The sequence below is a fragment of the Methylobacterium sp. 37f genome, from assembly GCF_023093475.1.
In the GTDB taxonomy this organism is placed as follows: domain Bacteria; phylum Pseudomonadota; class Alphaproteobacteria; order Rhizobiales; family Beijerinckiaceae; genus Methylobacterium.
The window spans coordinates 117,753-141,465 of record NZ_JAGHKN010000012.1 but is presented as its reverse complement, the minus strand read 5'-3'; the positions used below and the strand labels follow the sequence as shown (position 1 = coordinate 141,465).

General features: G+C 66.7%; 18 protein-coding genes and 1 pseudogene. 12 read left to right on the top strand and 7 right to left on the bottom strand.

All coding sequences use genetic code 11. The features are described from left to right. Window positions 1–91 precede the first annotated feature (91 nt). Window positions 92–532 (bottom strand): hypothetical protein, encoded by a 441-nt coding sequence (locus tag J7U37_RS10835; protein WP_247635711.1) that lies wholly within the window; start codon window positions 530–532, stop codon window positions 92–94. Between the two features lie 1,166 nt (window positions 533–1,698). Here J7U37_RS10835 and ada point away from each other — a divergent pair. The 7 genes and pseudogenes from ada to J7U37_RS10800 all read left to right on the top strand — a co-directional run bounded on the left by ada (window position 1,699) and on the right by J7U37_RS10800 (window position 11,437). After that, the gene (gene ada, locus J7U37_RS10830) at window positions 1,699–2,820 is read left to right on the top strand and encodes a bifunctional DNA-binding transcriptional regulator/O6-methylguanine-DNA methyltransferase Ada (protein ID WP_247635710.1); all 1,122 of its coding nucleotides are present in this window, start codon (window positions 1,699–1,701) and stop codon (window positions 2,818–2,820) included. 256 nt (window positions 2,821–3,076) lie between these two features. Continuing rightward, window positions 3,077–5,388: pseudogene (locus tag J7U37_RS10825) on the top strand (TonB-dependent receptor). Window positions 5,389–5,756: 368 nt separating this feature from the next. Beyond that, window positions 5,757–7,307 (top strand): ABC transporter substrate-binding protein, encoded by a 1,551-nt coding sequence (locus J7U37_RS10820; protein ID WP_244478393.1) that lies wholly within the window; start codon window positions 5,757–5,759, stop codon window positions 7,305–7,307. A 173-nt stretch (window positions 7,308–7,480) separates the two neighbouring features. Beyond that, window positions 7,481–8,434 carry an ABC transporter permease gene (locus tag J7U37_RS10815; RefSeq protein WP_056183962.1) on the top strand — a complete coding sequence of 318 codons (954 nt, stop codon included), beginning with the start codon at window positions 7,481–7,483 and terminating at the stop codon, window positions 8,432–8,434. Continuing rightward, the gene (locus tag J7U37_RS10810) at window positions 8,434–9,363 is read left to right on the top strand and encodes an ABC transporter permease (RefSeq protein ID WP_056183960.1); all 930 of its coding nucleotides are present in this window, start codon (window positions 8,434–8,436) and stop codon (window positions 9,361–9,363) included. Before J7U37_RS10815 ends, J7U37_RS10810 begins: the two co-directional genes overlap by 1 nt. Further along, complete coding sequence (locus J7U37_RS10805) at window positions 9,360–10,421, top strand: ABC transporter ATP-binding protein (RefSeq protein WP_247635709.1); 1,062 nt, start codon at window positions 9,360–9,362, stop codon at window positions 10,419–10,421. Before J7U37_RS10810 ends, J7U37_RS10805 begins: the two co-directional genes overlap by 4 nt. Beyond that, window positions 10,418–11,437: an ABC transporter ATP-binding protein gene (locus tag J7U37_RS10800; protein WP_247635708.1), complete on the top strand. Its 1,020-nt coding sequence runs from the start codon at window positions 10,418–10,420 to the stop codon at window positions 11,435–11,437. The genes J7U37_RS10805 and J7U37_RS10800 overlap by 4 nt, the downstream gene beginning before the upstream one ends. Window positions 11,438–11,763: 326 nt before the next feature. Here J7U37_RS10800 and J7U37_RS10795 read toward each other — a convergent pair whose 3' ends face one another. The 6 genes from J7U37_RS10795 to J7U37_RS10770 all read right to left on the bottom strand — a co-directional run bounded on the left by J7U37_RS10795 (window position 11,764) and on the right by J7U37_RS10770 (window position 18,600). Beyond that, a complete protein-coding gene (locus J7U37_RS10795) occupies window positions 11,764–12,654 on the bottom strand; it encodes an ABC transporter permease (RefSeq protein WP_247635707.1) in 891 nt (296 codons plus the stop codon). Window position 12,655: 1 nt separating this feature from the next. Continuing rightward, entirely contained in the window at window positions 12,656–13,603 is a 948-nt protein-coding gene (locus J7U37_RS10790) for an ABC transporter permease (RefSeq protein WP_247635706.1), read from the bottom strand. A 92-nt stretch (window positions 13,604–13,695) separates the two neighbouring features. Beyond that, complete coding sequence (locus tag J7U37_RS10785; RefSeq protein ID WP_056183949.1) at window positions 13,696–14,970, bottom strand: extracellular solute-binding protein; 1,275 nt, start codon at window positions 14,968–14,970, stop codon at window positions 13,696–13,698. A 29-nt stretch (window positions 14,971–14,999) separates the two neighbouring features. Continuing rightward, window positions 15,000–15,992 (bottom strand): ABC transporter ATP-binding protein, encoded by a 993-nt coding sequence (locus J7U37_RS10780; RefSeq protein ID WP_247635705.1) that lies wholly within the window; start codon window positions 15,990–15,992, stop codon window positions 15,000–15,002. Window positions 15,993–16,068: 76 nt separating this feature from the next. Continuing rightward, window positions 16,069–17,490, bottom strand: a complete 1,422-nt coding sequence (gene hydA / locus J7U37_RS10775; protein WP_247635704.1) for a dihydropyrimidinase — start codon at window positions 17,488–17,490, stop codon at window positions 16,069–16,071. A 3-nt stretch (window positions 17,491–17,493) separates the two neighbouring features. Beyond that, window positions 17,494–18,600, bottom strand: a complete 1,107-nt coding sequence (locus J7U37_RS10770; RefSeq protein ID WP_247635703.1) for a ring-opening amidohydrolase — start codon at window positions 18,598–18,600, stop codon at window positions 17,494–17,496. 412 nt (window positions 18,601–19,012) lie between these two features. On the opposite strand from J7U37_RS10770, the gene J7U37_RS10765 reads away from it, so the two are divergent. The 5 genes from J7U37_RS10765 to J7U37_RS10745 are packed head-to-tail and all read left to right on the top strand — an operon-like array spanning window position 19,013 to window position 23,686. Next, window positions 19,013–20,266 carry an ABC transporter substrate-binding protein gene (locus J7U37_RS10765; RefSeq protein ID WP_247635702.1) on the top strand — a complete coding sequence of 418 codons (1,254 nt, stop codon included), beginning with the start codon at window positions 19,013–19,015 and terminating at the stop codon, window positions 20,264–20,266. A gap of 9 nt (window positions 20,267–20,275) precedes the next feature. After that, complete coding sequence (locus J7U37_RS10760) at window positions 20,276–21,148, top strand: branched-chain amino acid ABC transporter permease (RefSeq protein WP_056183941.1); 873 nt, start codon at window positions 20,276–20,278, stop codon at window positions 21,146–21,148. Further along, window positions 21,145–22,236 (top strand): branched-chain amino acid ABC transporter permease, encoded by a 1,092-nt coding sequence (locus J7U37_RS10755; protein ID WP_247635701.1) that lies wholly within the window; start codon window positions 21,145–21,147, stop codon window positions 22,234–22,236. Before J7U37_RS10760 ends, J7U37_RS10755 begins: the two co-directional genes overlap by 4 nt. Further along, complete coding sequence (locus J7U37_RS10750) at window positions 22,233–22,976, top strand: ATP-binding cassette domain-containing protein (RefSeq protein WP_247635700.1); 744 nt, start codon at window positions 22,233–22,235, stop codon at window positions 22,974–22,976. Before J7U37_RS10755 ends, J7U37_RS10750 begins: the two co-directional genes overlap by 4 nt. Beyond that, window positions 22,973–23,686, top strand: coding sequence for an ABC transporter ATP-binding protein (locus tag J7U37_RS10745; RefSeq protein ID WP_056183936.1), 714 nt, complete (start codon window positions 22,973–22,975; stop codon window positions 23,684–23,686). The genes J7U37_RS10750 and J7U37_RS10745 overlap by 4 nt, the downstream gene beginning before the upstream one ends. Window positions 23,687–23,713: the final 27 nt, after the last annotated feature.

Below are 23,713 nucleotides of genomic sequence, written 5' to 3'. Positions count from 1 at the left end.
CGGTCGTGCCGGCTTCGACCTCCTGCAGCAGAGGGTGCTCCATGCGGCCTGATCAAGGCCCAGGAGCCGGCGTAACCTTACTCATCACCCCTCAATCGCCCATCAGCACCAGAAGTGCGGATGAACCATAATCTGATGCCGGATGCGGCATTGCGTCGGGGAGCTTGGCGTGAAAGTTCGCGAGCCAGAAATCGCGCGTTCCATCCAGCGCATCGGACGCGTGTCCGGCGATCGGCTCAAGAAAGCATGACCCAATCAGCAGGATTCTGTTGGCACTCACTCTGGTGACGGCGAGGTCACCGGGCGTCAGGTAATGCTCTCCCCCGTGGACGTCGCGCATCGCCCGAAATTGAGCCGCGGCCTTGTCCGAGTCGGCACCGTTCGGTTTTCGCCCCTCGTCTTTTCCGAACATAACGTAGTGCTGATAGGCGCCGGCCAAGTGTCCCGCCGCGATAGCAGTGGCAACGTCCGGATATTCGTTCGCGTACCAATCCGCGTCGAAATCAGCAGGAGGGGTCGACTTCCTACGCATGGATCATTCCGAATCGTTCAGGCGAAGAGACAACCATTCCGCTCGTCTTAAGGCGTGCGCGCAGCCTGCGATATTGCCTGGACGCAACAGGCCGTCTGAGCGGACGTGGCGCCTGCCAAAAGCCTTCCCGTGCGGGCGGCTCTCCAGGACTGCGTCAAGCACCTTCTTACAGGTCGCCCGTACCTCGTTCTGGATCAACGAAATCAGCCCGCAGAGCCGGCCCTCAAGCCGGGGGATGGCGTCTCCGATCAAGGATGGGCAAACGACCTCAACCTCAAAGGCCTTGCGCTCCTGGCCCTGCCGCTCCAGGCCGAGTTTCACGTTCACTAGGCCGGGTTGCAGCGGCGAGACCGCGGCTCTGGTCTCCGACGTGAACCGAGACATGAAGCAGCCCAACCCTTGAGACGCGCGACAACAGCTGCCGCAACCCAACGAACGGCGGTCAGGTCATCGTGGCACCGGAAAGAAGTGAAATGTCGATAACGAACCGCTTCCGGGAATGAAGGCCTGCCAGTGTTTGGTCGCGCGGAAGAGAATCGGCGCGACCGGTCGCGGTGTACGCTGGCGATTCAGACACGCTCCGAGTGCCCCAGGAGGATTTTGCACGGTCGAGGCCCCGGCCCCCGTGATAAACCGAACCAGGTCGTCACCGGACAGCGCCCCGTCAGGGATTTCGGGGAGGGCCGTTGCGAGCACTCGGACACGCAGTCGGGGACGGATGCCAACGTCACCCGCACGCTCGGCCTAGTGGCGCTGGAGTGCTCGCAGCCGGCGAGCATTCTCACCCGAAGTGCAGCGATGATCCTGCTCCGGGTCTCGAGCCAAGTTTAGGCCCATGTCATCGAGAAGGTTCCGCAGTTTCAGGTTGTTTGCGCTTACGGCGGTGAGGTCTCGAATGGCCTGGCCGACGACGCACTCGGCGATGGTCTTCGCGATCCGGGTGCGGTCCGACGAAGCACAACCGCATACGGAGCCGGGTCCTGAAGAAATTCCAGCGGGAGGCATCGGGCAAGCATCAGTTCGGCCCGCCAGGCGGCGGACCGCCGTTGCGGTGTAGAATTCGGCAGCAAGGATCGGGGTGCGGTCCGGGTCGGATCGGGTCTAAGGTCCGAGCGTCGGGGGGACGCCGCTTCGGGTCACTCGCGGAGAACGGAGCACGCATCGTCATGCAGCGGGTCAAAGCGGAGCCCACGCCGACGCTTCCCGAGGTCGAGGATGCGGCGCGATGGACGGCTCTGGCGACCCGCGATGCCCGGGCCGATGGCCGTTTCGTGTATGCGGTCCGCACCACCGGCGTGTATTGCCGCCCGAGCTGTGCCGCACGCCCGGCGAAACCCGGCAACGTCAGCTTTCACGCGACCTGCGCCGAGGCCGAAGCCGCGGGGTTCCGCCCCTGCCGGCGCTGCCGGCCCAATGAGGCGGCCTTGGCCGACCGGCAGATCGAGGCCGTCATCCGGGCCTGTCGGATGATCGAAGCGTCGGACGGCATCCCCTCCCTCGATGTGCTGGCGAAGGCGGCCGGAATGAGCGCGTTTCATTTTCACCGGGTGTTTCGCGCCAGCACCGGGATCACCCCGAAGGCGTACGCGGACGCGAAGCGCGTGGAGCGCCTGGCGCGAAGCCTGCCGCAGGCCGGTTCGGTCACCGAAGCCGTGTTCGAAGCTGGGTACAATGCGGCGAGCCGCTTCTATGCGCAGGACTCGCAGCGGCTCGGCATGAGCCCGTCGACCTACCGGAAGGGTGGGACCGGCATCGCGATCCGGTTTGCGGTGGGGCAATGTTCGCTCGGGACGATTCTGGTCGCGGCCACGGCCCGAGGAGTCTGTGCGATCCTCCTCGGGGACGATCCCGAAGCCCTGATGCGCGACCTGGAGGACCGGTTTCCCAAGGCCACGCTCTCGGCCGGCGACCCCGAGTTCGACGGTTGGGTGGCGCAGGTCGTGGGTTTCGTCGAGGCGCCCGGCCTCGGGCTGGAGTTGCCCCTCGATATCGGCGGCACCGCCTTTCAGCAACGGGTCTGGCAAGCCCTACGGGCGGTGCCGGTCGGTACCACGACAACCTATGCGGAGGTCGCCCGGGCCATTGGATCGCCCAAGGCAACGCGTGCGGTGGCACTGGCCTGCGGGTCCAACCGGCTGGCGGTTGCCATCCCGTGCCATCGCGTGGTGCGGTCGGATGGGTCGCTCTCCGGCTATCGCTGGGGCGTTGTCCGCAAACGCGATCTCCTGGACCGTGAGAGAAGCGCATGCGTAGGCGATCCCGGCGATTGTGACGACGCCGCGTCCTGAGGAGGCCACGGCCATCCATCTGCCGGCGTGATGCATGCGCCACACTCCGCCGCATGCGCTGTCGCCACAACCGGATCAGGGGGTTACAAGACACCTCCATACTTTAGGATGTGCCTGCGGGCCGAACACCCGTTCGAGTCCTGGCCGCGACAGCCCGCGTTTCCCCGCCGACCCACACGACGCGGCGTCACCCGCGGGCCCTTCGTGGTCGAGACACAACATGGCCGCTCTCTCCCCTGCCTACCGGTGCCCGGCGATGCCGCCCGGTGCCATCGGGAGAGCCGCATGGCTCGCGGTGCTGACAGCGGCGCTGACCCTGATCTTGCAGCCGGTCGTCGTCCTGGCCGAAGCGGCGGCCGGCGGTATCGTCCTGGAGGAACTCGCGGTCGCGGGTGAGTCCCGTAACGCCGTGCCGTTCGGCGTGTCGGCTCCGCCCGGGTCAGCGCCGGGCGTGATCGAGCAACCGGCGGGCGCGGCCGCGACCCGCATCGCGGGGCCCGGCACCATCGCCGAACGTGCGGCGACCAGCATGGGATCGGTGCTCCTCGACAGCCCGGGCGTCAGCGTGCGCCAGGGCAATGGCGGCCGCGACGTCATCATCTCCATCCGGGGCAACAATGCCCGGTCCACCGGCGTCATCCGCAACATGGTCGTGCTGGAGGACGGATTCGTTCTGACCCAGCCGGATGGCGCCTCGCGCTTCGACCTCCTGGACCCGCGCGCCTACGGACGCATCGACGTGTTCCGGGGGCCGCAATCGGCCCTGTTCGGCAACTACGCCACCGGCGGCGCACTGGCCTTCCGCACCCGGACCGGGCGGGAGATCGACGGTTATGAGATCGGCACCGATGCGGGCAGCTTCGGCTCCCTGAGCAACGCCTTCACTGTTGGCGGCGTCAGCGGGCCCATCGAGATCAGCCTTTTCGCCAGCAATGTGCGGGCGGATGGCTATCAGGACCACAGCGCCTATGACACGCAGACCATCAATGTGCTGGCGAGCTACACCCCAACCCCGGACAACCGCTTCACGCTAAAGGTGATCAACAATCAGCTCAGAACGGAGCTGCCCGCCCGCTCCTCCCTCGACCAGTACCGGCTCAACCCCTATCAGCGCGGCTGCGCCGTCGCTGCGACGGCGGCGCTAGGCTGCACGCTCACGAACCTGCTGCGCAACGGGGCCTTCGGCGCCACCGTGCCGGTCACCGCCCGCGAGGGCGCGTTCGGGCGCAACGATCGACGCACGGTCGTGGCTCTGCGCTGGGAGCACGATTTCGAGGGTCAAACCACCTGGCGGACTCAGCTTGGCTTCGACGAGCGCAACTTCGATCAGCCGTTCTACACCTCGACCTTTCGCGGGTCCTATCCGTCCCTGACCTTCCTCACCGACCTGACGAGCCGTTACGATCTGATGGGTCGACCGGCGATCGCTTACATCGCCCTCAACACCGAGATTCTCGTCAACCATCTCACCACCTTCAACCGCACCCTGGGTCAGGGTCCCGCGCTGGGAGCGCAGATCGGCGATCTCCGCGGCAACCAGAGCAATCTCGGCGGCCGCGCCCGCACGGAGGTGGCCCTGTCCGAGTCCTGGATCGGCATTCTCGGGTTCAGTGCGACGAACACCACCATCACCGGGCGGAACGTCGCCTACAGTTACGGTGCGGCCGGCCGCACGGCGGCGGTGATCGACGCCTCGCGGAGTTTCCTCAACATCGCACCGGAGCTTGCTCTGGTTTTCCGAGCGGGGGAGCCCTGGAGTATCCGCGCCCGGGTCGCTTCGGGCTACGCGACGCCGACGGGCAGCAATCTCTTCGTCACGAGCGCCGGCCTCCCTGGCAACAACACCCAACTCCAGGCACAGGAGAACCTCGGCTTCGATCTCGGGGCCGACTGGATGCCGGCGGCATCCCTGCGCGTCAGCCTCACGGGCTTCTACGAGTTCTTCCGCAACGAACTCCTGTCGCAAGCTCCGGGCGGCGGACGGTTGAGCTCCTTCGTCAATGCACCGGCCTCCGAACATCGCGGGCTCGAACTCGGCGGCGAATGGGCCTTCGCCCCCGGTTGGCGCGGAACGCTGGCCTATACCTTCGACAACCAGATCTACACGCGCTTCTCCGAGTCGGTGAGCGCGGGAGCGTTCGTGGCCCGCCTCGATCGGGCCGGAAAGTCCATTCCCGGAGTTCCGCAGCACAGATCCTGGCCCGGGTGGGGTACGAGCAGGTCGGCGGCCTCTTCAACGGGGTCGGGGCCTTTCTCGAAACCGTGGTGCAGGACGGCGTCTTCATCGACAATGGAAACCAACTCCGGGTGCCGGGCTACGCCCTCCTCAACGCCAATCTTCACTACGCGACGGACTTGGCGGGCGGCTACGCCAAGCGCCTCAGCCTCTATCTCGAGGTTCGCAATCTGCTCGACAGAACCTATGTCGCGTCGGCCCAGAACCTTGCCAGCTCGCTCAATCGCGTCACAGGTTTGGAGAGCGGCGCGGATGTTCTCTCGGCCACCACGGGCTCGATCTTCGCCGGAGCGCCGCGCAACGTCGTTGGCGGGATGAAATTGTCGTTCTGACGGTCCGGATCTGTGGATCCTAGCATCGACAGGAATGCTCATTACTGAGGCATATGCTGCGCTGATCCGGCCGGATTGCGCTTCGATTCCGAAACTTTGAGCCGGATCGGAGCCGTACAGGCGCCGTACCGACGGGGTTGCCTTCTGCCTGAGCAACCCATCGCGACGTCTGAATGAGCAAGTGCCGAAGACGGCGTCACGCTCGATCGTCCTCATGACTCGACGGACGTCAGACGGGTTGGCCGGCGGTTTGCATTCACGGCTTCGTCAGCCGCTGGCTCCCCCAGGAAACCTCCCGTCGCATGTTTGCTCCAGTCTCTCGTTGGTCGAAGTCCCGCCTCCTCGCAGCGGCCCTGCTGTCCGGCGCGATGATGCCGGCCGCCCTGGCCCAGGGCGTCCTCAAGATCGGCATGACCGCCTCCGATATCCCGTTGACGACCGGTCAGGCCGACAATGGCGGCGAGGGCATGCGGTTCATGGGCTACACCGTCTATGACGGGCTGATCAATTGGGACCTCTCCTCCGCAACGAAGCCGTCGGTGCTGGTGCCGGGCCTCGCCACCAGCTGGACCGTCGATCCCGCCGACAACACCAAGTGGACGTTCAAGCTGCGCGAGGGCGTGACCTTTCATGACGGCTCGCCCTTCACGGCCGAGTCGGTGGTCTGGAACCTCGACAAGCTCTTGAAGACCGACGCGCCGCAATTCGATCCGCGCCAGTCGGCCCAGGGACGCTCGCGCATCCCGGCCGTCGCCAGCTACCGCGCCATCGATCCGACCACCCTCGAGGTCATCACCAAGAACCCGGACGCGACGCTGCCCTACCAGATCGCCTGGATCATGATCTCGTCGCCGGCCCAATGGGACAAGCTCGGCAAGAGCTGGGACGCGTTCGCCAAGACCCCCTCGGGTACGGGTCCGTGGAAGCTGACTCTGTTCGCCCCACGCGAACGCGCCGAAATGGCGCCGAACAAGGAGTACTGGGACAAGGCACGGGTGCCGAAGCTCGATAAGCTGGTGCTGGTGCCGCTGCCCGAGGCCAATGCCCGCGTCGCCGCCCTCCGGTCCGGTCAGGTCGACTGGATCGAGGCGCCCCCGCCGGACGCCGTCGCATCGCTCAAAGCTGCCGGTTTCGGCATCGTGACCAACGCCTACCCGCACAACTGGACCTGGCACCTCTCACGCGTCGAGGGCTCGCCCTGGAACGACATCCGCGTCCGCAAGGCGGCCAACCTCGCCATCGACCGGGAAGGCATGAAGGAGTTGCTCAACGGTCTGATGATCCCGGCGCAAGGCTTCATGCCACCGGGCTCGGCCTGGTTCGGCAAGCCCACCTTCAAGCCGACCTACGATCCGGAGGCCGCCAAGAAGCTGCTGGCCGAGGCCGGCTACGGCCCCAACAAACCCATCGTCACCAAGATCCTGATCGCGCCCTCGGGCTCCGGCCAGATGCAGCCTCTGCCGATGAACGAGTTCATCCAGCAGAACCTCGCGGATGTCGGCATCAAGGTCGAATTCGAAGTGGTCGAGTGGAACACGCTGATCAACCTGTGGCGCGCCGGCGCGAAGTCCGACATGTCGCGCAAGGCGACGGGCATCAACTTCTCCTACTTCATCCAGGACCCCTTCACCGGTTTCATCCGGCACCTGCAATGTAACCTGGCGGCGCCGAACGGTACCAACTGGGGCTATTACTGCGACCCTGAGATGGACAAGCTGTTCGATCAGGTCCGCACCACCTTCGATCCGGCCGAACAGACCAAGGTCCTGGAGAAGGTCCACGAGAAGTACGTCAACGAAGCTCTGTTCCTGATGGTGGCCCACGACACCAACCCGCGCGCCATGAGTCCCAAGGTGAAGGGCTTCGTGCAGGCGCAGAACTGGTTCCAGGACTTCTCGCCGATCTCAATGGGCAAGTGATGCGACGAGTCATGGGCTGAACACGCCTCCCTCCCCCTTGCGGGGAGGGCTTGAGGGTGGGGGTGGTTGGGTGACCCTCACGGTGCGAAGGCCGGCGGAGCCACCTCCACCTCCAACTCCTCCCCACAGGGGGAGGAGGGCCGCGTAACCCGAGAGGAAATTCGGATGCGCTCATGCTGAAATTCATTGTCCAGCGCCTGCTCACCGTCACGCCCGTGGCACTCGGTGTGAGCGTCGTCTGCTTCATGCTGGTTCACCTCGCCCCCGGCGACCCCTTGAGCGCCGTGCTCCCGGTGGACGCCACGCAGGAGACCATCGACGCCATGCGGGCCGCCTACGGCTACGACAAGCCGTTGCCGGTGCAGTACGTGATCTGGCTCTGGCACGTGCTCCAGGGCGACCTCGGCACCTCCATCGCCACCGGCCGTCCCGTGGTGCAGGAAGTCGGCCGGGCGGTAGTCAACAGCCTGATTCTGGCCTCCGTGGCGACGCTGATCGGCTTCACCTTCGGCTGCCTGTTCGGCTTCGTCGCCGGCTATTTCCGCAATTCGATCCTGGACCGGCTCGCCTCGGCGGTCTCGGTCTTCGGGGTAAGCGTGCCGCATTACTGGCTCGGCATGGTGCTGGTGATCGTGTTCTCGGCCCAGCTCGGATGGCTGCCGCCGACCGGCGCCGGCCCGGATGGCTCGGGTAACTGGCGACCCGATTTCGACCATCTGCGCTACATCATCCTGCCGGCCCTCACGATGTCGGTGATCCCCATGGGTGTCATCGCCCGCACGATCCGCGCCCTGGTCGGCGACATCCTCGCCCAGGACTTCGTCGGCGCGCTCCGGGCCAAGGGCATGAGCGAGTTCGGCGTGTTCAAGCACGTGGTGAAGAACGCCGCGCCGACGGCGCTCGCCATCATGGGCTTGCAGCTCGGCTACCTCCTCGGCGGCTCGATCCTGATCGAGACGGTGTTCGCCTGGCCCGGCACCGGCTTCCTCCTGAATGCCGCGATCTTCCAGCGCGACCTGCCGTTGCTTCAGGGCTCGATCCTCGTCCTGGCGATGTTCTTCGTCGCCCTCAACCTCATCGTCGACGTCGTGCAGACGGCGCTCGACCCGCGCATCGAGAGGGGCTGATGGCACTCGCGACACAGGCCGCAGCGCCGGTCCTCGACATTGCCGGCGGAGCCGCCCCGGCCCCGGCCGCGGCGGACGCCTTCGTGCCCTCGCGGGGGTTCTGGGGACAGGTCGGCCACAAGCTCCTGCGCGATCCCGTGGCGATGGTGGCCGCCTGCATCATCCTGGCGATCATCGCCATCGCGGTGCTCTCGCCCTGGATCACCCCGATGGACCCGTATCGCGGCTCGATGCTGCGGCGGCTGAAGCCGATCGGTGATGCGACCTACATCCTCGGCTCCGACGAACTCGGCCGCGACATGCTGAGTCGCCTGATGCTAGGCGGCCGCCTGTCGCTGTTCATCGGTGTGACGCCGGTCATCCTGGCGTTCATCATCGGGTCCGCCATCGGGATCCTGGCTGGCTATGTCGGCGGCTGGGTCAACACCGTCCTGATGCGCACGGTGGACGTGTTCTTCGCGTTTCCCTCCGTGCTGCTCGCCATCGCGCTGTCGGGGGCGCTGGGGGCCGGCATCTTCAACTCGATCGTATCGCTGACCTGCGTGTTCGTCCCCCAGATCGCCCGGGTGGCCGAGAGCGTGACGACTCAGATCCGCGCCCGGGACTACGTCGACGCGGCCCGGCTGTCGGGCGCCTCGACCCTGACGATCCTGCGCGTGCAGGTCCTCGGCAACGTGCTCGGGCCGATCTTCGTCTACGCCACCAGCTTGATCAGCGTATCGATGATCCTGGCCTCGGGCCTGTCCTTCCTGGGCCTCGGGGTGAAGCCGCCAGAACCCGAATGGGGCCTGATGCTCAACACCCTGCGCACGGCGATCTACGTGAATCCGATGGTCGCGGCCCTGCCGGGACTGGCCATCTTCATCGTCTCGATCTCGTTCAACCTGTTCTCCGACGGATTGCGGTCCGCCATGGAGGTGAAGGCATGAACATGCCCATCGGCAGCCCCACCGTTCCGCTCGCCCGCGACCGGGGGGGGCCGGCTCAGCCGCTTCTCACGGTCGACGGCCTCGTGAAGCATTTTCCGGTCAAGAAGGGCTTTGGCGGCGCCAAGGCCGTGGTACGCGCTGTCGACGGCGTCGATTTCGAGATCCTGAAGGGGGAAACCCTCGGGGTGGTCGGCGAATCCGGCTGCGGAAAATCGACCACCGCCCGGCTGATCATGGGCCTGATCGCACACGATCAGGGAAACCTGCTGTTCGACGGCGAGCGCATCGGCAGCCGTGCGCTTCCGCTGCGCGACTTCCGCGCTCAGGCCCAGATGGTCTTCCAGGACAGCTACTCCTCCCTCAACCCGCGCATGACCGTCGAGGGCTCGATCGCCTTCGGGCCGCGGGTGCACGGGGTGCCGAAGCGGCGGGCCATCGAGCGCGCCCGCAGCCTGCTCGCTCGGGTCGGGTTGGAGCCGGCGCGCTTTGCCGCGCGCTATCCGCACGAACTCTCCGGCGGCCAGCGCCAGAGGGTGAACATCGCCCGCGCGCTCGCTCTCGAGCCGCGTCTCGTGGTCCTCGATGAGGCCGTGTCCGCCCTCGACAAGTCGGTGGAGGCACAGGTGCTGAACCTGCTGATGGACCTGAAGCAGGAGTTCAACCTCACCTACCTGTTCATCAGTCACGACCTCAATGTCGTGCGTTTCATCTGCGACCGGGTGGCGGTGATGTATCTCGGCCAGGTGGTGGAGATCGGGCCGGCGGACACGGTGCTGGCGGCCCCCGCCCACCCCTACACGGCGGCCCTCCTGTCCTCGATGCCCTCGATGGACCCGGATGCGCGCACGCAAGTGGCGCCGCTCGCCGGCGACCCGCCGAACCCGATCGACCCGCCCGCCGGGTGCCGCTTCCATCCGCGCTGCGCGCTGGTGGAGCCCGTCTGTCGCGGCACGGTTCCGCCGTTGGACGCCCTCGATTCCATCCATCGGGTCGCCTGCCTCGCTCGCCAGCCGGATTCGGGGCATTCCCTGGCACAAGCCCGGAGGGTCGCCGCATGAGCGCATCCGAACCCGCGGTCGCGATCCGGGGTCTGACGGTCGTATTCGGCGGCGTGGTCGAGGCCGTCGACGGCGTGGACCTCACTCTGGAGCGCGGCCAAGCTGTAGCGCTGATCGGTGAATCCGGCTCCGGCAAGAGCGTGACCCTGCGGGCGATCATGCGCCTGAACCCGGAGCGCAGGACCAGGATCGGCGGCGAGATCCGGGTCGGTGGCGCGGACGTCATGGCGATGTCGCCCAAGGCCCTGCGGGCGCTCCGCGGCCGCGCTGTGGCGATGATCTTCCAGGAACCGCTGCTGGCCCTCGACCCGGTCTATACCGTCGGCCAGCAGATCACCGAGGCGATCCGCCAGCACGAGCGGATCAGCGCAGGGGCGGCACGCCAGCATGCCTTGCAACTGTTCGAGCGGGTGCGCATTCCGAGCCCGGAGCGGCGCCTCGACGCCTATCCGCACGAGATGTCGGGGGGCATGCGCCAGCGCGCGATGATCGCCCTGGCGCTCGCCTGCCGACCCCAGGTCCTGCTCGCCGACGAACCGACCACGGCGCTGGACGCCACGGTGCAGATCCAGATTCTGCTGCTGCTCCGCGAGTTGCAGGCCGAACTCGGCCTCTCAACGATCTTCGTCACGCACGATCTCGGCGCCGCCGTGGAGGTCGCCGACCGGATTGCCGTCATGTATGCCGGCCGCATCGTCGAGGAAGGCTCCGCCCGTGACGTGGTGCTGAATCCACACCATCCTTATACGATCGGCCTCCTGCGCAGCCGCGCCGACGGAGCGCTCGCCAAGGGCACGCGCCTCAAGACGATTCCGGGCAGCCCTCCCGATCTGGCCAATCGCCCGCCGGGCTGCCCCTTCGCGCCGCGCTGCTTTCTTGCGGAGGAACGCTGCCGGATCGAGGCGCCTGCTTACGTGGACGTGGAGCCCAGCCACCGCGCCGCCTGCTGGCGCACGGATGTGGCGCACGCGGCCTTCCAGGCGGACAAAGCACCGGTACTGGAAGGGGTTTCGTAACGCGAACTTGAGGTCACAGACCTGCCGTCTCCGGGCAGGCGGCGTTTGCAGGCAGAGAGAGAGCTTCGTGCCAATGCGACAGTGAAACATGGCGCATCGTCATTCCGCGGCGCCGCAGGCGAGCCCGGAATCCAGAGCAGCCGACGGTGTAAAATCTTGCACGACCTGCGTTTTTGGATCCCGGGCTCCGCTCCGCGGGTCCGGGATGACGTGGTGCTACGCGTGAGTTTCGACAGGCAAATCGGTCGATGCGATCGCTGATCCCGCGTGAGGAACGCCGCGGCGAATGTCGGTCTGCGAGGGCGATGCGCCCCGGGCCTCCGACGTCACCCCAGCCGCAAGCCAGCCCTCGCCTTGCGCCGCTGGAGGTATAGGCTTGTCCCCAGCGCCAGACCGATCACTGCCAGCGACATGCCGGTGGTAAGGGTGCCGAGCGCATAGATCTCCGGCGTGGTCACGGTGGTGGTGAGGCCCTGCAGTTCCAGCGGCAGAGTATTGCGGCCGCCGATGGCTTGGCTGGTGCGGGCGAGTTCATCGAAGGACAGGGTAAAGCCGAACAGGGCGACGCCGACCAGGGACGGCCCCAGGATCGGCACCACCACGTGGCGCAGGGTCTGGGAACCGGTGGCGCCAAGATCACGGGCGGCCTCTTCGTAGGCCGGATCGAACCGGTTGAAGACCGCAAACATGATCAGGAGACCGAAGGGCAGCGTCCAAGTCAGGTGCGCGCCCAGCGCCGAGGTGTAGAGCCCCATCAGGGTGCCGTGCTCCTGCAGCCAGCCCCAGCCGGTCACGGCCGCGGCCCAGTTGACGGCGTCGTCGAGGAGACGGAATTCCAGGCCGATGCCGAGGGAGACCACGATGGACGGCACGATCAGGCTCGCCACGGCAATCGTGAACAGCATGCCCTCACCCCGGAAGCGCTTGCGGAAGGCGAGGCCGGCGTAGAACGCGATCACGACGGTCAGTCCCATCACCACGAGGCCGAGGCGGAGCGAGCGCCACAGCGCCCCCCAGATGTCGACGATGCCGAGGCCCGCCCAGAGCTTTCCGAACCAGTGCGTCGAGACGCCGTTCATTGGAAAGGTCAGGCCACCCTGCGGTCCCTGAAAGCTGAGGACGAGGATGGTCAGCGTCGGCCCGTACAGAAAGGCGACGAACAGGGCGAAGAACGCCGCTAACGCGTAGAAGGCCGGGGAGCGGGGCCGGTCGCTCAACTCAGAGTTCCTTCCGGAGGTCGATCAGGCGGGTCATCGCCACGATCATCAGCATCACGGCGCCGAGCAGCACCACGGCATTGGCAGCCGCCGCCGGCAGCTGCAGCGCGGACATCTGGACCTGGATGACCTTGCCGACCGAGGCGATCTGCTGGCCGCCCATGACGCCGACGGTGACGAAATCGCCCATCACCAAGGTGATCACGAAGATCGACCCGATGGCGATGCCGGGTTTGGCGAGCGGCACTACCACGTTCCAGAGAGTCTGCCATCCGGTGGCCCCGGAATCATAGGCCGCCTCGATCAGCGAGCGGTCGATGCGCGCCATGCTGTTGAAGATCGGCACGATCATGAAGACCGTGTTCAGGTGGACGAAGGCGAGCACCACCGAAAAGTCGGAATACAGCAGGCTCTCGATCGGGGCCCGGATCAGGCCCAGTCCCATCAGCGTGTCGTTGACGAGGCCGTTGCGGCCGAGCAGTGGAATCCAGGAGATCATCCGGATCACGTTCGAGGTCCAGAACGGAATGGTGCAGACGAGGAACAGCGCCATCTGCATCGTCTTCGAGCGGACGTGGAAGGCGACGAAATACGCCACCGTAAAGCCGATCACGAGGGTGCAAGCCCAGGTCAGGGCGCAGAACTTCAGGGTCGACAGGTAGGTTCGAACGGTGGTGCAGGCATCGGCCGTGTTGAGGCAGCCCTCGAACACGTCGATGTAGTTCTGCACCGTGAAGGCCGGGATGATCTCGTATTCGTTGTACGACCAGAAGCTGACGATCAAGGTCAGCGCCAGCGGCACCACGAAAAACACCAGAAACACCAGCGCCATCGGGGCGGCCTGAAGATAAGCCAGCACCCGGCGCCGACGCGTCTTGGCCGTGAGGCTTGTGGTCGATGCCGATGCGGTCGCGGTGTTCGCGATGGCGGGGAGGGCGATGTCGGTCATGGCTCAACCCTCGTGAGACACTGATCCCTTCCTCCTATGCGGGGGAGGGTGCCTACGGAGCAGGCGGGAGAGGGCAACGTCACACGCTCCGCTCACGCGGCGATGAACTCGTTCCACTTGCGGACCATGTAGGTGTTCTCGTCCATGACGGCGTTCCAGCAGGCGACCGAGCCCATACGGGTCTCGAAGGAGCCGCCGTCGCGGGTCGCGCCGGCCTTCTCCAGCACGCTGCCATCCGGCCCCTTGATGTCCTTCTCGGCGGGCTTCCCCTCCATCCAGTAGGCCCACTCGTAGGGTTCCATGTTCGCCTTGGCGGTCTCCAGCACCGCCGAGTAATAGCCCTGGCGGTTGAGGTAGGCGCCGGCCCAGCCGGACAGGAACCAGTTGATGAAGTCGTAGGCGGCGTCGAGCTTGCGGCCGGTCAGAGTCTTGGGCAGGCCGAAACCCGTGGCCCAGGCGCGGTAGCCTTCCTTGAGGGGCTGGTAGGTGCAGGCCACGCCCTGGGAGCGCACCTTGGTGACGGCGGGCGACCACATCGACTGGATCACCGTCTCGCCCGACGCCATCAGGTTCACGGATTCGTTGAAGTCCTGCCAGAAAGCGCGAAACTGACCGGCGCGCTTGGCCTCGATCAGCACCTTGATGGTGCGATCGATCTCGGCCTTCGTCATGTTGCCCTTGTCGGGATAGGTGTAATCGCCGGTCGCCTCGATCACCATGGCGGCGTCCATGATGCCGATGGACGGGATGTTGAGGATCGAGGCCTTGCCCTTGAACTCGGGGTTCAGAAGTTCCTTCCAGCTCGAGATCGGGCGCTTGATCAGGTCGGGTCGGATGCCCAGCGTGTCGGCGTTGTAGGTGGTCGGGATCAGCGTGATCCACTCGGTGGCCGAACCGGCGAAATTCTTCGAATTTTGTCCCTCGAGGTAGAATACCTTCTTGGGCGCCGTACCCTGGTCGCCGATCTTTTTGCCTGCGACTTCTCCCTTGGTGAAGACGGGCGTGATGTTGTCGGCCTGCTTGATCCGGCGAGCATCCATGCCCTGGATGTTGCCCGACGGGATCAGCTTCTTCAGGCTGAAGAATTCGGTATCCAACAGGTCGAAGGAGTTCGGCTGCGTCACCACGCGCTTCGTCACCTCGTCGGTGACGACGGGGATATACTCGATGGTGATCCCGAGATCCTCCTTCACCTTCCGGGCGATGTCGCCGGACTGGTTCACGGCGGTGCCGAGGTAGCGCAGGGTCACCGGCTCGGCGGCGATCACGTTGGGAAAGCCCGTGATCGGACCGGCACCGAGTGCCAGTCCGGTGGCACCCGCACCCTGGAGGAGGGTGCGGCGGCTCAGCTTGATCGTGGTCGTCATGCAGGGTCCTCTACGGAACGGAGATCGGGTCAGGCACCCAACCGGTGGGCGGCATCGGCATCCCAGCCGAGCGGCACGGTCTGGCCGAGGGCGAGGGGGTGCCCAGCATAGGCCGCATCGTCGATGACGGCCGTGAGCGGCGTGGCGCCGGTCCCCCCGAGCCCGTCCGCCTCGAAGCCCACATGCACGCTGGTGCCCTGATACTCGACCGAGACGACGCGGGCCGGCACAGCCTCCGGACCGGCCTCCGGACCGAGGCGCATCCGGTCGGCGCGCACGGCGACCTCGGTCGCATCGGGCAGGCGGATGATGTTGTGGCCGCCGATGAAGCGGGCGACGAAGGCGGTGGCGGGGCGCTCGAACACGTCGCGCGGGGCCGCCGCCTGCTCGATGCGCCCGCCATTCATCACAACCACGATGTCGGAGAGGGCCATCGCCTCCTCCTGGCTGTGGGTGACGTGGATGAAGGTGATCCCGAGTTCGGCCTGTAGCCGCTTGAGCTCGGTCCGCATCCGCACGCGCAGGAACGGATCGAGGGCCGACAGGGGTTCGTCGAGGAGCAGAACCTTGGGTCCGGTGACCAGCGCGCGGGCGAGGGCCACGCGCTGCTGCTGGCCACCGGAGAGCTGGGCCGGCAGACGTTCGGCCAGATGCGCCATCTGCACGAGGTCCAGCATCGCCAGCGCCTTGGCGCGGCGCTCGGCCTTGGCGACGCCCCGCATCTTCAGGCTGAAGGCGACGTTGTCGCGGCAATTGAGGTGGGGGAACAGGGCGTAGCTCTGGAACATCATCGCTGTGCCCCGCTCGGCCGGCGTGGCATCGCCGACGGCGCGCGGACCGATGACCACGTCGCCGCCGGACACGGTCTCGTGGCCGCCGATCATCCGCAGGGTCGTGGTCTTGCCACAGCCGGAGGGGCCGAGCAGGCAGCAATAGGCGCCCGAACGGACCTTCAGTTCTATGCCATCCACCGCAACGGTGTTGCCGTAGCGCTTGGTCAGGCAGATCAGCTCGACGTCCATGTTGGCCTCCCGATGCGTGTCCAGCAAGCCGCGGGCCAGACGCTATCTGATTCGCCCCGGATGTCGCGGCGTTCGATCAGGACAACGGCGCGGATTGAACAGCCCGGTCGATCACCCGGCCTCGCCCGAAAGCGCCGGTGATCCGCCCATCCTCGGCGATGATCTCGCCGCGCGCGATGGTCATCACTGGCCAGCCCGTCACCGCGAAGCCCTCCCAGGGCGTGTAATCCGAACCATGGTGGAGGTTGGCCTGCCGGATCGTCTCGCGGCGGTTCGGGTCCCACAGCGTCAGGTCGGCATCGAACCCGACGCCGATCGAGCCTTTGCGCGGGTAGAGACCGTACAGCTTGGCGTGGTTCGTGGCGGTCAGTTCCACGAAGCGGTTGAGGGAGATGCGGCCGGCCGAGACCCCCTCCGAAAACAGGATGGGCAAGCGGGTTTCGATACCCGGGATGCCGTTCGGCACGTAGCGGAAGGAGGTCCGGCCCTTCGCGGTCAACTTGCCGGCCGGATCGTCGTAGCGGAACGGGCAATGGTCGGACGAGACCACGTCGAACAGGCCGGACTGGATGCCGCGCCAGATCGCCGCCTGGTTGGAGGCCTCGCGCGGGGGCGGCGAGCACACGTATTTTGCCCCCTCCATCGGGTCGTCGGAGTCGAGACCCTTCATGTGGTCGGCCGTCAGCGTCAGGTACTGCGGGCAGGTCTCGGCGTGGACCTTCAGGCCGCGCCCCCGGGCCCAGGCAATCTGCTCCATCGCCTGCTCACCCGAGACGTGGACGATGACGATCGGCAGGTCGACAAGTTCGGCATGGGCGATCGCTCGATGCGCCGCCTCGCGCTCGACCAGTTGCGGCCGGGACAAGGCATGGCCGAAGGGGCGGGTCTCACCGGCCTTCTCGAGCCGCTCGGTCATGTACCGGATGGCGTCGTAGCCCTCCGCGTGGACCATGACGCGCGCGCCCTCGCGACGGGCGAGGTCGAAGACGTCGAGGATCTGGCGGTCGTTCAGGACGAGGTCGTCATAGGTCATGAAGACCTTGAAAGACGTGTAGCCCTCGGCGATCAGGGCTGGCAGCTCCTGCCCCAGCACCGCGGGGGTCGGGTCCGAGACGATGAGGTGAATGGCCACGTCGATATGACACTGCCCTTCCGCCAGCGCCCGGTAGGCGTGCGTCGCCTCCCGCAGCGATGCACCGCGCGGCTGAAGCGCGAACGGCATCACGCAGGTGTTGCCGCCGGCCGCCGCCGCCCGGGTCGCCGAGGCGAAATCGTCCGCCATGACGATACCGGGGCCGGATGCCTGCGCGATGTGGACGTGGCTGTCGATGCCGCCGGGCAAGACGAGGAGGCCGGAGGCGTCGAGGGCGCGGGCCGCATCGGTGATGCGCTCGGCCACCGCCGCGATGCGCCCATCGCGGATCCCGAGATCCGCGCGAAACGTGTCGCTGGCGGTGACCAGGGTGCCGCCCCGGATGGCGAGGTCGAACGCGGGCATGTCTCAGGTCCTCACGCGGGCGATGACCGCCACCGGCCCGCCGCCATCCGGGCCCTGGTGCTCGGCGCCACCCGAGACGAAGAGGTCGGTCCGCCCGATCGCAGCGGCGGCGACCCCACCCACGAGGGCGCGGGCGTGCCGCGTGGCGTTGATGTCGCTGTCGTCGTTCATGATGTGGCGCCGCCCGCGGATCAGCCCGTCCCGTGAGGGTTCGGCCTTCGCCAACAGGGCGACGACGCGCTCGGAATCCTCGGAACTCAGTTGGCCCGCAGCGCCGAACCCGAGATCCGCCAGCACGCCGAGGATCGCAGAGACATCGATGCCGTCGCGCATGACCCGGTGGGCGATGGCGTAAGGGCCGGCCCAACCCAAGGCGTTGCCGAGGACGATGATCTCGTTGCGCATCAGCTCGATGCCGGCCGAGGCGCTGGCACGGCCTGAAAATAGGTCCGGCCGCACGCCGATGACCGCGTCCGACAGATGTTCGGCCGCCACCTCGCCGAGGGCGAGCGCGATGCCGAGCGCCGAGGCGCCGCGCGACAGCCCCATCGACGCATAGGTGTCGTGGGTGGCGACGTCATGGCCGCGCGCCGCGGCGGCCTGAATGCGCGCACTGGTGAGGAGCGGGCATTTAACCTGGACGAAATGGACGTCGTCGGGACCGTGGATCCCGGCCCGGGCCATGGCCAGAGCGACAGCATCGGCCGTCGCCCGCACTTGCGCCATGCGGCCGATCTCCTCGGGCCGAAAATCGGCGGTGAAGGCGGTACCGACGGCGAGCGCCGTCGCACCGGGGATCGGGGCATCGCCGCGACGGCCGAGAACCAGCAGGTGAGGGGACAGGCCGCCCTCCGTCCCACCCGACATCACCAGGGCGATACGCGCGCCGACATCGTCCGGCGAGCAGCCGATGGCGCCGGCCAGAGCGGCTTCCAGCGCCATCACGGCGAGCTGGCGGGTGAAATCGTTGACGCAGCCGTTGCCCTCGGTCTTGCCGAAGATCGCAACGATCTCCGACGCCGCGAGGGCTCCGGACGCGATGAGGTCCATCACGCCCGAGACATCGGCGGGATGCCGCGTCGGCACGCGGAAGACGAGACATTCGGGCATGGGACGATCGGATGAGAGCGGGAACGGACCCATAGGCTAGGCCGACCGAACGACCCACGCGAGTGCTGGTTTGCGCACGCCGCGCTCCCGAACCGGCAACGGTGATCGGGGCCGGAACGGTATGGCTCTTGCCGATACGGCGGAGCCGGGTGCGATCGGCGCTCGATGCAAAGCGGGGCGACGCGCTGGGGCTGGGGGCATCGGTCGTGCACGTTTTGTGGCTTTCGAGGCGGCACTGATGGCGCCGGTTTGTCCGATCTGACCATGCGGGCGGCAATCCATCCTTTGCTTCGTCCGAATGACCGATCTGTGGGATTTGTTGGCATTGGTCTTGCCATGTCGGATTTCGAGGGGTCCCGACGCCGCCCGGCGGACGAGACCTCCCGGCCGCAATGCCATGGAGCGCGTACGCATGACCCATTCGACGATCAGCCGACGTGGCGCGCTCAAGCTGGGGACCGCCGCTGCCGCAAGCGCGGTGGCCATGCCGTTCTTCGCGCGCAACGGCCTCGCCGCCGGTGAGCCGATCAAGCTCGGGAGCCTCCTCGACGGCAGCGGCGCCCTCGGCCTGGAAGGCAAGCGGATGATTGAGACCACCGAATACGCGGTGGACCTGATCAACAAGGCTGGTGGCCTACTCGGTCGGCCGATCAAGATCTTTGCCTACGATACGCAGTCGAGCATGCAGCTCTACACCCAGTACGCCCAGCAGCTGGCGTTGAAAGAGAAGGTCGACGTCATCCAAGGCGGCATCACCTCGGCGTCGCGCGAGGCCATCCGGCCGATTTTCGGTCGTTCCAAGACCCTGTACTTCTACAATACCCAGTACGAGGGCGGCGTCTGCGACCGCAACGTCTTCTGCACGGGAACCACGCCGGCCCAGACGGTCAACCACCTCGTCGACTACGCGCTCAAGACCTGGGGCAAGAAGGCTTACATCATCGCGGCGGATTACAATTACGGGCACATCACCGCGAGTTGGATGACGAAGTTCATGAAAGAGGGTGGCGGGTCGGTCGCCGGCACCGACTTCTTCCCCCTCGACGTGACGAACTTCTCCTCCGCGATCAGCCGGATCCAGCAGGCCCAGCCGGACCTCGTGCTCTCGGCCCTGGTCGGCGCCAACCATTCGGGTTTCTACCGTCAATGGGACGCTGCCGGCATGAAGAGCCGGATTCCCGTCGCCAGCTCGGTCTTCGGGCTGGGCGACGAACTCACCACCATGGATGCCTCGACCACCAACGGCATCGTCACCTGCTACGGCTGGTACAACGACCTGCCGGACGCCCGAAGCGTCGAATTCGTGAAGGGCATGCAGGCGAAGTTCGGCGCCGATGTCACGGATCTCAGTGAACTCGACACCGCCACCTATGACGGCATCATGCTCTGGGCCGAGGGCGTGAAGAAGGCCGGCTCCCTCGACCGCGACAAGGTCCTCGCCGCCCTTGAATCCGGCATCTCCTACGAGGGGCCGACCGGCAAGGTGACCATGGACGGGGCGACCCATCACACCATCCGCAACACCTACCTGGCCCGGCCGAAGGACAAGAAGTGGGAGATTCTCGCGAGCTTCCCGGAGCAGTTTCCCGCCGACACGGCCGGCGCCTGCGACCTCCTGAAGAATCCGAAGATCAACAAGCAATTTACCCCTGACCTCAAGGGTTGAGAGCCGAGCATGGCGCCCGATCTCGTCGGCCTTTTATCCTTCAACGTCCTGGCGGGCATCGCCACGCTGGCGCTGATCACCCTCGGCCTCGGGGTGATCTACGGCATGATGCGGATCATCAACCTCGCCCATGGCGAGTTCATGATGCTCGGGGCTTACACAGCGGTCGCCGCCACCGATGCCGGCCTCAACATCTGGGTCGCCATGCTTGTGCTGCCGCCCCTGGTGGTCGGTCTCATCGGCCTCGTCCTCGAGCGCACCGTCATCCGCTTTCTCTACGGGCGCATGATGGACACGATGCTGGCGACCTGGGGCATCAGCCTCGGGCTCATCGGCCTCGTGACGTCGGTCTACGGCAACGTCGTTCGGGGCGTGTCCACGCCGGTCGGCAGCTTCGAGATCGGACGCTACGGCGCGAGCCTCTACAGCCTGGTCATCGTGGCGGTGGCCTGCGCGGCGCTGGCCGGATTGTACCTGCTGCTGCGCCTCACGAAGTTCGGACTGATCCTGCGCGCCACCATGCAGAACCCGCGGATGGCCGCTTCCCTGGGGGTCTCGCCGGACCGGATCTACATGGCGACCTTCGCCCTCGGGGCGGGCCTCGCCGGTCTCGCCGGCGGCGTGCTCGCACCGATCTCCGGCATTTCTCCGGCCATGGGGGCGGCCTACATCTCGCGCGCCTTCATCACAGTGCTGGGCGGCGGCCCGGCGATCATCACCGGCACGGGGCTCGCATCCACCCTGTTCGGGTTCATCAACGAACTCGTCTCGTTCAAGACCACCCCCGTCATCGGCGATGTGGCCCTTCTGGTCGCCGCAGTCCTGCTCATCCGGGTGCTGCCCCAGGGGATCACTGGCCGCTACCTGAGGCGCAGCCTATGACCCGTCCCCCGTCGCCGCTCCGCGCCCTGGCTCGTCCGGCGGCCCTGAGCTTCCTCGCCATGGTCGCGTCGGGTGCCGTTATCCTCTTCGGCGCACCGCACGTCCTCGACACCTTCGGCCTCGTGCAGATGACGGGCTTCGTGGCCCTGGCGATGTTCGCCCTCAGCCAAGGCTTCATCTGGGGCTATGGCGGCGTGATGTCGTTCGGACAGGCCGCCTTCCTGGGGCTCGGAGGCTACGCCTATGCCATCGCGGTCCTGAACCTGGGCGACTCGACCCTGCCGGTCCTGCTCGCCATCGTGGTGCCGATGCTGTTCGCGGGACTGCTCGGCTACTTCATGTTCTACGGCCGGATCTCGGACGCCTATATCGGGGTGATCACCCTGACGGTCTCGGTCATCCTGTTCCAGCTCGTGAACACCACCTCGGGCAGCCAGTACCGGATCGGAGAAGCCGAGCTCGGGGGGTTCAACGGCATCCCGGCCATTCCCGCCCTGAACCTGCCAGGCGACGCGGGAAACCAGCTTGATCCGGAAGGCATCTGGTACGCCGCAATGGGCAGCCTGATCGTCGTCTACATGGTCCTGCGCGCCATCCTGGCGAGCCGGTTCGGCCGGGTCGTCGTGGCGATCCGCGAGAACGAGACCCGGGCGCAGCTCATCGGCTACGACCCGCGCCTCTACAAGCTCCTCGCCTTCATGATCTCGGCCGGCATCGCGGGCCTCGCCGGCTGCCTCTTCGCCAACTGGGGCGGCTTCATCAGCCCCACGGTGTTCGGTCTGACCATGTCGGCCCAGGTCATCATCTTCGTGCTCGTGGGTGGGCTCGGCACCCTCCTGGGGCCGATCCTCGGGGCGGTCCTGATCCAGTGGCTGACCATCGAGGCCGGCTCCCAGAGCGTCATCGATTCCAATCTCGGCCTGGGCGCCATTCTCGTCATCTTCGTGCTGCTCATCCCGCAGGGGCTGGTCCCGGTCGCCCGCAACCTCCTCCAGCGCGCCGGCGCCTCCCTGACCGGACGACGACTGAGGACGAAGCCGATCGGGCCGGCTCCGGGCGCGGCGCTTGCCGGGGAGGTCCACCGATGAGCATGGCGCCGATGCCGAACCCCATCCGCCCCCTGCTGGAAGCGAAGGGCGCCACCATGCGCTTCGGTGGCGTGACCGCCGTCAACGCGGTCGACTTCGTTCTCGGCGAGGTCGAGCTGCGCTGCCTGATCGGCCCGAACGGCGCGGGAAAAAGCACCTTCTTCAAGATGCTCACCGGCCAGCTGACCGCCAGCGCGGGCAGAATCCACCTCCGCGACACCGACATCACAGCCGCGCACCCGCACGAGATCGCGCGCCTTGGGGTCGGCATCAAGACGCAGGTGCCCAACGTCTTCAACGGCCTCTCGGTGCGCGAGAACGTGTTCGTCGCCGCCGGCCGCAAGAAGTCCCTCGCGCGCACCCGCGCCATCGTCGAGGAGACGCTGACCCGCCTGAAGCTCACCGAGATCGCCACGCGCCTCGTCGGCCAGCTCGCCCACGGCCAGCGCCAATGGGTCGAGATCGCCATGGTGCTGGCCCAGGAACCCGAGCTGATCCTCCTCGACGAACCCGCCGCCGGGATGACCAAGGAGGAGGTCGAGCGCACCGCCGCCCTGATCCGCGAGATCAACCGGACCCACGCGGTCATCGTGGTGGAGCACGACATGCCCTTCATCCGAATGATCGCCAAGACCGTGACGGTGTTCAACCAGGGCCGGATCCTGATGGAGGGGGATGTTGACGCCGTGCTGGCCGACACCCGCGTCCGCGACGTCTACCTGGGCAAGCAGGCCGCATGACCGCTCCGCTCCTGAACGTCCACGACCTGCATGCCGGCTACGGCCGCATTCCGATCCTCGGCGGCGTCTCGCTGCATGTCGGCGAGGCCGAATTCGTCGGCATCCTCGGCCATAACGGCATGGGCAAGTCGACCCTGCTGCGGACGCTCACCGGCAACCTGCCCGCCACCGCCGGATCGATCACCTTCGATGGGCGCGACATCACGCGCCTCTCGCCAACGGCCAGAGCCCGAGCCGGAATCGGCTACGTGCCGCAGGGGCGCGAGATCTTTCCGGCGCTCAGCGTCCACGAGAATCTGCGGATGGGGTGCCTTCTCGGTCCGGAGAAGGAGGACGCCACGATCATCGACATCCTGACCCTCTTTCCCCGCCTGAACGCCTATCTCGACCGGCCGGGCGGCGCCCTCTCGGGGGGCGAGCAGCAATTGCTGGCGCTGGCCCGCTGCCTGTGCGGATCGCCCCGCATCATCCTCCTGGACGAGCCCACGGAAGGCATTCAGCCCTCGATCATCGAAGAGATCATCGAGACGCTGCAGGCGATCGGTCGGCAGCGCGGACTCACGGTACTGCTGGTGGAGCAGAACCTGAACTTCATCGCCTCGCTCTCGCAGCGCGTGCTCATCCTCCAGAAGGGCCGCATCACCCGCGAGGTGCCGCCCGACATCGCCCGCGACCGGACGATGATCGACGAGTTCCTGGGCATGGCCTGAGGCCTGCCCATCTGCCTTGGACCGCTG